The sequence below is a fragment of the Nitratireductor lacus genome (assembly GCF_056431025.1).
Genome location: NZ_JBWKMB010000001.1, coordinates 368,302 through 378,503, shown reverse-complemented (window position 1 = coordinate 378,503; position 10,202 = coordinate 368,302). Strand labels below are relative to the sequence as shown.

At 60.7% G+C, this 10,202-nt stretch carries 8 protein-coding genes and 2 tRNA genes; 7 read left to right on the top strand and 3 right to left on the bottom strand.

What is annotated here, in order from left to right; genetic code table 11:
- Nucleotides 1-53 precede the first annotated feature (53 nt).
- On the bottom strand, nt 54-446 hold the full coding sequence (locus AC07E3_RS01850; protein WP_478360125.1) for a DUF6538 domain-containing protein: 393 nt from the start codon (nt 444-446) through the stop codon (nt 54-56).
- Nucleotides 447-537: 91 nt separating this feature from the next.
- Nucleotides 538-612: transfer RNA gene (locus AC07E3_RS01845), tRNA-Asn, on the bottom strand.
- A 187-nt stretch (nt 613-799) separates the two neighbouring features.
- On the opposite strand from AC07E3_RS01845, the gene AC07E3_RS01840 reads away from it, so the two are divergent.
- Both AC07E3_RS01840 and AC07E3_RS01835 read left to right on the top strand, forming a co-directional pair.
- The gene (locus tag AC07E3_RS01840) at nt 800-1,090 is read left to right on the top strand and encodes a hypothetical protein (protein ID WP_336068333.1); all 291 of its coding nucleotides are present in this window, start codon (nt 800-802) and stop codon (nt 1,088-1,090) included.
- A 117-nt stretch (nt 1,091-1,207) separates the two neighbouring features.
- Nucleotides 1,208-1,281 (top strand) — tRNA-Cys (locus AC07E3_RS01835).
- 262 nt (nt 1,282-1,543) lie between these two features.
- Here AC07E3_RS01835 and AC07E3_RS01830 read toward each other — a convergent pair.
- Nucleotides 1,544-2,119: a GNAT family N-acetyltransferase gene (locus AC07E3_RS01830; protein ID WP_478360124.1), complete on the bottom strand. Its 576-nt coding sequence runs from the start codon at nt 2,117-2,119 to the stop codon at nt 1,544-1,546.
- Nucleotides 2,120-2,330: 211 nt separating this feature from the next.
- Between AC07E3_RS01830 and AC07E3_RS01825 the strand changes: the two genes are divergently transcribed.
- The 5 genes from AC07E3_RS01825 to AC07E3_RS01805 all read left to right on the top strand — a co-directional run bounded on the left by AC07E3_RS01825 (nt 2,331) and on the right by AC07E3_RS01805 (nt 9,798).
- On the top strand, nt 2,331-3,266 hold the full coding sequence (locus AC07E3_RS01825; RefSeq protein WP_478360123.1) for a pirin family protein: 936 nt from the start codon (nt 2,331-2,333) through the stop codon (nt 3,264-3,266).
- A 218-nt stretch (nt 3,267-3,484) separates the two neighbouring features.
- Nucleotides 3,485-4,159, top strand: a complete 675-nt coding sequence (locus AC07E3_RS01820) for a protein-L-isoaspartate O-methyltransferase family protein (protein WP_336068339.1) — start codon at nt 3,485-3,487, stop codon at nt 4,157-4,159.
- A gap of 206 nt (nt 4,160-4,365) precedes the next feature.
- Nucleotides 4,366-5,730 (top strand): TolC family outer membrane protein, encoded by a 1,365-nt coding sequence (locus AC07E3_RS01815; RefSeq protein WP_336068342.1) that lies wholly within the window; start codon nt 4,366-4,368, stop codon nt 5,728-5,730.
- Between the two features lie 262 nt (nt 5,731-5,992).
- Nucleotides 5,993-6,757 (top strand): PopZ family protein, encoded by a 765-nt coding sequence (locus AC07E3_RS01810; RefSeq protein ID WP_336068723.1) that lies wholly within the window; start codon nt 5,993-5,995, stop codon nt 6,755-6,757.
- A 188-nt stretch (nt 6,758-6,945) separates the two neighbouring features.
- Entirely contained in the window at nt 6,946-9,798 is a 2,853-nt protein-coding gene (locus AC07E3_RS01805; protein WP_478360122.1) for a valine--tRNA ligase, read from the top strand.
- Nucleotides 9,799-10,202: the final 404 nt, after the last annotated feature.

Here is a 10,202-nt window from a genome sequence, read left to right as displayed (position 1 = left end):
GCGCAGGCACTCGACACTGGGCTATCTGAGCCCCGTGGAGTTCGAGGAGCGAGCTATGTTAGCTTAACCTCGTGTCCGAAAAACCGGCAGCAGGCCAAAAGCTTCTTGGCATCTGCAAGCGTGGTCTTGGGTGGTTCCCATCCAGCGAACTCCGGCATGGGCTGACCCTTCTCCCTGAAGATGCGTCTTGCTTCTTGGTAGGCGTCTTGTTCGGTCTTGATAAGGGGGAGGACCGACGGGGCTTCGCCGGTTTTGGCTGCCACAAGTTGTCGTTCGACCTCAGCATGCACCTTTGGGTGCGCTCGAAGGGCTTCCGCTTCGGTGTTGCCTAGGGGAATCAGAAATTCGCGTTTGCCGATTATGGGGCGTAGTTCGGCTGGAACCTTACGCCTATATCGCCACCCAGACTTGCCGCGCTTCTGTAGATACTGCACGTCGATAAGCATCCCGTTGTACCCCTCGGTGTATCGCGGGGTGTATCTCTAGGGAAGCTGGGACCCTTGATTTCCTTGGGATTGAAGGCTTTCGAAAGAAAAGTGGCTCCCCGGGCCGGATTCGAACCAGCGACCAACCGGTTAACAGCCGGTTGCTCTACCACTGAGCTACCGGGGAACGCCTGTGCTCATGCGAGTGAGCGTGCCTATAGCAAACCAAATTCAGCTTTGCAAAGCGCCAAATGTGATTTTTGCCGTTTTTTTCTAACAGCCCCTCCCATCGGTGAACTTTGCAACGCATATGGAGGGTCCGGCATTGATGGCAGACAGCGTATGAGGGCCGGTAGAGGGCGATGGAACGGCATATGGTGAAGCAAAACAGGAACTCCGAAGCGAAGGAGAAGGGGCGTCCGTCGGTCTCCCTCATGGGAAAACGGATTCCGATTCCCAGGTCTCGGCTCGCGCGAATCGGAGGGGGGTGCCTGCTCGTCGTCCTGGGATTCTTCGGGTTTCTGCCCGTGCTCGGGTTCTGGATGATTCCACTCGGATTGCTGATCCTCTCCTATGACATCGCATCCGTGCGGCGCCAGCGGCGCAAGGTCGCGGTCTGGTGGAACCGCCGCAAGGATGGAAAACAGGGGCTGCGTGACCGGTGATCCATTCGTCGTCCCCGTATCGGGCGGTCTCCCCGGATAATTTCACGGCAATGACATTTGCCCGCTTGACGGGGAATTGGCTGCAACCTATTGAACAGCCCGTGTCGCTTGCGACATGGCCTCGTGGCGGAGTGGTTACGCAGAGGACTGCAAATCCTTGCACCCCGGTTCGATTCCGGGCGAGGCCTCCAAATTCTCTTTTTTAAATGATTTCAGACTTTTATCTGAAGAGGTTGTGCGCTTTTGCGTGAGCTGCACTCCAGCCCTTTCGCACGGCCCTGTGATTCGCTGCCTCTTCGCCAATCGCTTTCGGCCTGCTGCGTAGGCAGAAGGATGCGTTTCTTTGCGGGCGCCGCGGGCCGGTGCGTCGCTCACACCAGCCCGCCTGAATGGTCCTGAAATGTGGTGCCGCCAACGTTGGCCGCGGATTGTCGAGAGCCCGGCCAATCAGGCTCAAGAGCTGGCAGAAACTGCTCTTTTTTCCCATTCGGACTTCAAGAGCGCGTAAATGAACTCATCGCCCCACACTCCGTTGAAGCGGTCGTTTTGAAGAAGAAGTGCTTCGCGACGGAAGCGCAACCTCTCGACAACCCCTACCGATCCTTTGTTCAGCGGATCGAGGCGTGCAAAAATCCGATGGAACCCGTATTCGCTGAAACCGATATCGAGCATCATTCGAACGGCTTCGGTGGCATAGCCTGCGCCTGAGAAATCGGGATTGAAGATATAGCCTATCTCCGCTTGAAGCGCTTCCTTGCTTGCCATTTTCAGCAGAACCTCCCCGAGGAGTGCGGAATCTTCGCGGCGGATCACTGCCAGCCGTAATGAATCTCCATCCTCCTCAAACCGTGATTGAAGACACGCTGCAAACTGTTCAGCCAGGGCGTGTTTGTCCGGAACCGGCTGATAGAGAAACCTGTAGACCTCGGGACGGCTGTGATAGGCATCGTAAGCTTGGCGGTCGGATGGCACGAATGGTCGTAGTTCAAGACGATCAGAACGAACTGTCGGTGGCAGGCGCGTGTCCATAGGGTCTCCAGTATGGGGCAGGACAGGGGTATCTATGGAGCGGCTTCTGATCCTGCAAGGCGTGTGGAGCAGCGGGCTGGCAAAATGCCGCGCCGTTGAAGATGTCCTGCAGCTTTGCCGGTGACGGACTGTCAATGCGTGCCGGCATTTCCGACCATCGACCACAGTGATAGTCTTTTGCAGAACCGCGTTTGCTGCAAAGGATGTTGCCATGAGCTGGAATCCCGCTCTCACACCGGGCTGCCCGGATGATACCGAGGCCGACTCCATCGAAACGCTGATCATTCCGCGTGCCCGCGACATTGGCGGCTTTGAGGTGCGGCGAGCCTTGCCAGCGCCAAAGCGGCAGATGGTGGGGCCGTTCATCTTTTTCGATCAGGCGGGGCCGGCGGAGTTTCTGACCGGCCAGGGCATCGACGTCCGCCCTCATCCGCATATCGGGCTGGCGACCGTGACCTATCTTTTTCGCGGAGATTTTCACCATCGTGACAGCATTGGCTCGGATCAGGTGATCCATCCCGGCGCGCTGAACTGGATGGTTGCGGGGCGGGGCGTCTCTCACTCGGAGCGGACCAGCACGGCCTCGCGGCAGGGGCCGCACAGCCTGTTCGGCATTCAGACCTGGGTGGCGTTGCCGGAAGCGATGGAAGATGCCGAGCCCACGTTCGAACATCATGAGAAAGAGACGCTTCCCGAAATCGGCGATGACGGTGTGACCCTGCGGCTGATCCTGGGAACCGCCTATGGCGAGAAGGCTCCGGCCACGGTCCACACAGACATGTTCTATGCTGATGTCGTGCTCGAAGCCGGCGCGCGCTTTCCGCTTCCCGATGATCATGAAGATCGGGGAATCTACGTGACGGAGGGGGCGGTCTCGGTGGCCGGTCAGATCTTTGAGGCGGGACGGATGATGGTGTTCCGGCCTGGTGATTCCATCACCGTGGGCGCTGGAGCGGAGGGCGCGCGGCTGATGCTTCTGGGCGGTGCGACAATGAGCGGGCCGCGATACATATGGTGGAATTTCGTGGCTTCTTCCAAGGAGCGCATCGAAGCGGCCAAGGATGACTGGCGCCGGGAAAACTGGGGGGCGGGGCTGTTTGATCTGCCGCGGGGAGACGATGAGGAATTCGTTCCACTGCCTGGCTAGACCGCCATGCGCAGCTGTGCTCCCTGTCGGGAGAGCTGATGTTCGACGTGTGTGGGCGAAGGGGGTTTCCCGACGTGTCAGTGGTCCACGCCTGCCTGCCGCAGAGCGATTGACAGGGGCGACCGCAGCCGCTAGCAAACCGGTCAAATCGTTGTTTTCGGCGAAGCGGGGACCTCATCCCGCAAACGGTCCGAAAACGGGCTTCGGGAAGCAGACGCATGACAATCGATTTCTCCCAGCAGCGCGCCAATATGGTGGAAGGACAGTTGCGGACGTCCGATGTGACAAGCAACCCGCTTCTGGACGCGATGGGCGAGATTCCACGCGAGGCCTTCGTGCCGGGACGAAAGAAGGCGCTCGCCTATATCGACGAAGACATTGAAATCGCCCCGGCAGCGGAGGGAAATGGTGCCCGCTATCTGATGGAGCCCGCGGCCTTCGGCAAGCTGATCCAGCTTGCCGATGTGCAATCGAGCGACGTCGTTCTCGATGTGGGGTCGGGATCGGGTTATTCGGCGGCGGTTCTGTCGCGCCTTGCAAGCTTCGTCGTTGCGCTTGAAAGCGACGAAGGGCTTGCGGGTATGGCGACGGAAGCGCTCAACGAGCTTGGCTGTGTCAACGTGGCCGTCGTCGGCGGTGCGTTGCAGGGCGGGTATGCCGACGACGCGCCCTACGATGTGATTGTCATTGGCGGGGCGGTGGACCGCGTTCCGCAAAGCCTTCTCGACCAGCTGCGCGATGGCGGACGGCTTGTCGCGGTGATCGGCGAGGGGAATGCAGCCCAGGCGCATCTTTTTGTGAAGGATGACGGCATCGTTTCCAGCCGTCCCGCTTTCAATCTGGCGGTTCGGCCGCTGCCTGGGTTCCAAAAAGAGCCGGTATTCGTCTTTTGAGGGGTGACTTGTTGCTTTCCTGCAACGGAATTGATCAAGGGATTGATGTAACATCTTTTTAAAGAGCGCCTGATTTGGGGGTGGGGGACAGGCTGTCATTGACGTCTCCCGGGCGTGGACGCCGGTTGAAAGACCGGAACACATAAGTCGGGGTGGTGGTGTCCTGTATGACGCGGCTACCGATAACAGTCCGAGGTTGACAGATCGTGCCTTTTTACCGTCGTTTCCTTATCCCTCTGGTGGCCTCATCCGCGTTGATTGCGACGCCAGTCGTCGCTTCCGCCGAGACCATTCTGGGCGCTTTGGCAAAAGCCTACGAGAACAATTCCACGCTCAACGCCGAACGCGCCGGAGTCCGGGTGACGGATGAAGATGTCGCCATCGCCAAATCCGGTATGCGTCCGCGCGTTCAGGGCACTGCTTCGCTCGCGCTGACCCACAATGACGGCACCGATATCCGCACCGGTGAATTCGGTATTTCGCTGACGCAGCCAATCTTTGACGGCTTCCAGACGCGCAACAACGTGCAGGCGGCAGAAGCGTCGGTTCGCGCGGCAAACGAGGCCCTGAGAAACCAGGAACTCGATACGCTTTTCAATGCGGCCAGCGCCTATATGGATGTCATTCGCGATCGCCAGATCGCCGCGCTGCGGGCGCAAAACCTTGAATTCCTCGAGGAGCAGGTGCGTTCGGCGCGCTCACGCTTCGATGTGGGCGAGGGAACGCGTACTGATGTCGCACAGGCACAGGCTCGCCGGCAGGCTGCCCTGGCGCAGCTCAGCGCGGCGCGTGCCGCCGTGACGTCGAGTTCGGCCGTCTACCGCCAGTTGATCGGTGATGCCCCGAAGAATTTGAAGACGGCCCAGCCGCTGACGAAGCTGCTTCCCCAGAACCTCGACAGCGCGCTTTCGCTCGGCCTTGCAGGCCATCCTGTCATCAAGGCGCGCCAGCATCAGATCGACACGGCGTCGTTCCGCGTGAAGTCTTCGGAAGGCGCATTCCTGCCGCAGGTCTCCGGTTCTGTCGGGCTTTCGCACAGCTACCAGGACTCATCGCCCGGCCTTTCTGCCGATGGTTCGCGCGATAGCGCACGCATCGGGCTCAACCTGACCGTGCCGATTTACCAGGGTGGTCAGGCCTCGGCGCAGGTGCGCAAGAACAAGGAATCGCTCGGTCAGGCGCGCATCAATCTCGATGTCAGCCGCGATCAGGTTCGTGCGGCTGTTGTTTCGGCCTGGAGCCAGTATCAGGCGGCGCGTGAATCGCTTTCTGCCAACCGCGAACTGGTGCAGGCTGCGCAGCTGGCGCTCAATGGCGTGATCGAAGAGCGCAATGTGGGACAGCGCACAACCCTCGATGTCCTGAATGCGCAGGCGGACGTTATCGACGCGAAGATCAACCAGGTGAGCGCGGAGCGCGACATCGTGGTTGCCAGCTATGCCATCCTTTCGGCGACCGGACGGCTTTCCGCCAGCCGGCTTGGTCTTCAGGTCAGCGAATACCGGCCCGAGGAACATTATCAGGCAGTGAAGGACAAGTGGTACGGCCTGCGTACGCCGGACGGTCGCTGAGACCTGTCAGCGTTTCCTGGGCGGCTTCGTCCGGACATATTCCCTTATATTCAAGCGATAAAGAAATGCCGGGCTCTCGTGAGCCCGGCATTTCTGTGTGCAACCTGAAACTGCACGGGTGCGGGGATTCTCATGCGCCCGACCGTGCGTTACGCTTTCTGTTGTGATTCGACCGTCTGCACTGGTGCCTGGACGGGCAGAGAGAACGTCGTTCCGGGCAGGGTTGGTGAAGCGGACGCAGCTGGAGGCGGCAGGTTTGACTATGTCACAGGGTTTCGGGGCGCAGAAGATGGAAGCAGCAGTCGAGGCGCTGACTTCAAACGGGAGTCAGCGTGAGCCCTCCATGGAGGAGATACTCGCGTCGATCCGGCGGATCATCGAGGACAATGATGCGCCTTCGGCGAGGTCATCCGAGAACGCGGGCGCTGCCGGTGTTGCTGCGCGAGAGGCCATGGCTCCCCAGAGCGGAAATGTGGAGCAGGACCAGGTGCCAGTAGACCAGCCAGAGAAGCGGGACGCGGCGGCGCATTTTGAAGCCTCGGCTGACGTCGAGAGTTTTCGAACGGAGCTGCGCGATTCTCAGGCGCATGAGGAGGATGTGCGTCCGGAGCCGGTGGAGGCGCCGCTTGCCGGTGTCTCGTCCACCGCATCTGCGCAGGATGATGCACCGGTCATCGATCGGGGTCTCGTGCAGCGGCTCGCCAAGGTTGAGGCTGTTCAGAAAGAACCAGTCGCCGAGACCGATGATCGGGAGCGGCAGGGCGAACCCCATATGCCGGTTGCCGCGGGCGCAGAGCGGGCCGATGAGGCAAGGCAGGGCATCCTTTCCGAGTATACGGGCCGCAAGGTGGCGGCTGCTTTCGGCGAACTGAATGAGGCCTTTGAGGCCAGCCGCCGACGCAATTTCGACCAGATGGCCGAGGAGATGCTGCGGCCGATGCTGCAGGACTGGCTCGACAACAATCTGCCGACCATCGTGGAGCGCCTCGTGCGCGAAGAGATCGAGCGGATCGCGCGCGGCGGATAAGCCGCGCCGCCTGCCGGTTGACTTGATCTGACCCTTCGGCTTTACACCGTTCTGTGAACAGACCAGATTGTGGGTCTGTGGCTTTGCCGTTTTTCAGAAAGACGGTGAAGCGATCCGACTGTTGATTTCATGCAGTTCCGGAGGGGCCGTTTTCACGTTTCCGGGACTGCTCTAGCGCGGAAACCCTTATGCTTGAAAAGACTTACGACGCGGCAAGCGTCGAGCCGAAAATCGCCGCTCGCTGGGAAGAGGCTGATGCGTTCAGGGCCGGAGCCGGTGCAGAAGCGGGCGCGGAAGCCTTTACCATTGTCATTCCGCCGCCGAACGTGACCGGTTCGCTGCATATGGGCCACGCGCTCAACAACACGCTGCAGGACATCATGGTGCGCTTCGAGCGCATGCGGGGCAGGGACGTGCTCTGGCAGCCGGGCATGGACCATGCGGGCATCGCCACCCAGATGGTGGTCGAGCGGCAGCTTTTGGAGAAGCAGCAGCATCGCCGCGACATGGGTCGCGAGAAGTTCGTCGAAAAGATCTGGGACTGGAAGGCGGAGTCGGGCGGCGCGATCATGAACCAGCTCAAGCGGCTGGGCGCGTCCTGCGACTGGTCGCGTGAGCGTTTCACCATGGACGAGGGCCTTTCGAAGGCCGTGGTGGAGGTGTTCGTCTCGCTCTACAAGCAGGAGCTGATCTACAAGGACAAGCGTCTCGTCAACTGGGACCCGAAGCTGCTGACGGCGATCTCGGACCTGGAGGTCGAGCAGGTCGAGACCAACGGCAATCTCTGGCACTTCCGTTATCCGCTCGCCGACGGGCTGACCTATGAGCATCCCTACAGGCTGGACGACGAGGGCAACCGCGTTATCTGGCGGCCGTCGGATGGGCAGCCGGATGGCTATGAGACGCGCGACTATGTGGTCGTGGCGACGACGCGTCCGGAGACGATGCTGGGCGATTCCGGTGTTGCGGTTCACCCCGACGATCCGCGCTACAAGGAACTGATTGGCAAGAACGTGCTCCTGCCGCTGGTCGGCCGCCGCATTCCCATCGTTGCCGACGAGTATCCGGACCCGGAAGCGGGCACCGGCGCGGTGAAGATGACGCCTGCGCACGACTTCAACGATTTCGAGGTCGGCAAGCGGCATGATCTGGCGCAGATCAACGTGATGGCGACGGACGCAACGATCACGCTCAACGGCAATGAGGCGTTTCTCGAGGGGCTGGAAGGGGCCGATGCGCCGCTCGCCCGCACGATCGCCGAGCTCGACGGCGTCGACCGGTTCGATGCGCGCAAGAAGATCGTGGCGATGATGGAAGAGGCCGGGCTTCTGGAGAAGATCGAGCCGCACAAGCACATGGTGCCCCATGGCGACCGTGGCGGCGTGCCGATCGAGCCGTTCCTGACAGACCAGTGGTATGTGGATGCGAAGACGCTGGCGAAGCCCGCCATCGCATCCGTGCGCGAGGGCCGCACGAAGTTCGTGCCGAAGAACTGGGAAAAGACCTATTTCGAGTGGATGGAGAACATCCAGCCCTGGTGTGTTTCCCGTCAGCTCTGGTGGGGGCACCAGATCCCCGCCTGGTATGGTCCCGACGGGCAGGTTTTCGTCGAGAAGGACGAGGAAACCGCGCTTGAGGCGGCAATCCAGCACTACATCTCGCATGAAGGCCCCTGGAAGGCCTGGGTGGAAGAGAAGCTCGAGAATTTCGAGCCGGGCGATATCCTGACGCGTGACGAAGACGTGCTCGACACCTGGTTCTCTTCGGCGCTGTGGCCGTTCTCGACGCTCGGCTGGCCGGACAAGACACCGGAGCTTGCGCGCTACTATCCGACCTCGGTTCTGGTCACCGGCTTCGACATCATTTTCTTCTGGGTTGCCCGGATGATGATGATGGGCATGCACTTCATGGAAGAAGAGCCGTTCCACACGGTATATGTTCATGCGCTGGTGCGTGACAAGAACGGCGCCAAGATGTCGAAGTCGAAGGGCAACGTCATCGATCCGCTCGAGCTGATCGATGAGTATGGCGCGGACGCGCTGCGCTTCACGCTGACGATCATGGCCGCACAGGGCCGCGACGTGAAGCTCGATCCGGCGCGCGTTGCGGGCTACCGCAATTTCGGCACCAAGCTCTGGAACGCGACGCGTTTTGCCGAGATAAACGGCGTCAAGCGGGATGAGAGTTTCCGTCCCGAGAATGCGAAGCTCGCGATCAACCGCTGGATCCTGACGGAGCTGACGCGGGCGGCGAAGGGCGTGACGGAGAGCATCGAGACCTATCGCTTCAACGAGGCGGCCGGCACGGCCTATCGTTTCGTATGGAGCCTGTTCTGCGACTGGTATCTGGAGCTGTTGAAGCCGGTGTTCGCCGGTGACGACGAAGAGGCCAAGGCCGAGGCCCGCGCCTGTGCGGCCCATGTGCTCGACGAGACCTACAAGCTTCTGCATCCGATGATGCCCTTCATGACGGAAGAGCTCTGGGCGCATACCGGCGGTGAGGCCGGGCGCGACAGCGTTCTGGCGCTGACCCGCTGGCCGGCGCCTGACTTCGAGGATGCGGACGCGGCTGCCGACATCAACTGGCTTGTCGACCTCGTGTCTGGCATCCGTTCGGTGCGCGCAGAGATGAACGTGCCGCCGTCTGCCACGGCGCCGCTGGTGGCCGTGGGGGCCGATGAGGCAACGCGGGCGCGCATCGCACGCCATGACCCGGCCATTCGGCGGCTTGCACGCGTGGGAGAGCTTGGCTTTGCCGGTGAAGCGCCGAAGGGCTCGGCGCAGATTGTGCTCGGCGACACCACGTTCTGCCTGCCGCTGGGCGATCTGATCGACCTGTCGGCGGAAGCAGCGCGGCTTGAGAAGGAGATCGCCAAGACGGCCTCGGAAATGCAGCGTCTGGAAAAGAAGCTTGGAAACGAGAAATTCGTTGCCAATGCGCCGCAGGAGATCGTTGCGGCAGAGCGTGAGAAGCTTGCTGAATTCGCCGATGCAAAGGGCAGGCTGGAAGTGGCGCTCGCCCGTGTCAGGGAAGCTGGCTGAGCCGGTCGGCTAGCCCGCGAAATGACAATCGAATGAAAGCCGCGCTCCCTTTTCAGGTGGGCGCGGCTTTTCTTGTACTGCACAATCCTGATTCGTAATTTCGCGGCGTGCGGAGCAATCCGAAAATGGCTTCCCTGAGGGTGATTTGTGACGGTTGTGCGAAATCCCTGGCGGGTGTTGCATTTGCGCAACTGGTGGTGAATTTGCGAAGCCAGCTAGACAAAATGTGTCGATTTCAGGGGAATTTTAAGGCGCTTGCCTCTTTGCTGGTCCTTGGCGCACGGATTGTCTCGCCAATATCCGATAGGCGTATTACGTTAACGTAAGCGTGAGGTGCGACAAGCTGTACAGTAACAATTGAGGTTCGAGACCGCGCTGCTATTCTCGGACCAGCAATTGGAGGA